The organism is Neobacillus drentensis, assembly GCF_036966985.1.
In the GTDB taxonomy this organism is placed as follows: domain Bacteria; phylum Bacillota; class Bacilli; order Bacillales; family Cytobacillaceae; genus Neobacillus; species Neobacillus drentensis_E.
The window spans coordinates 10,239-10,522 of record NZ_JBALSN010000304.1; positions in this window are offsets into that span (position 1 = coordinate 10,239).

The window sequence follows — 284 nt, forward strand, 5'->3', positions numbered from 1 at the left end:
ATTAACTTTGACATAGCAATTGACATCATTATTTTGATGGACAATAAGTATTGTACAATTAAAAAATAGGGCCAAAAACTTCTGTCATTTGCAGTCCGTTTTGATTACAAATTTTATTCATCTTTATAAGCTGGTCAATAAAAAGCTATTGATTCCCGTATCCAGGATCAGATGGTCCATACTTTTCGGTTGGGGGATCAGGTTAAGTAGCCGAGCTGATAAATAGACGGAAAAATTCCGCCTAATTCGTAATTATTATTAAAAAAGGCTTAAATAGACGGAGA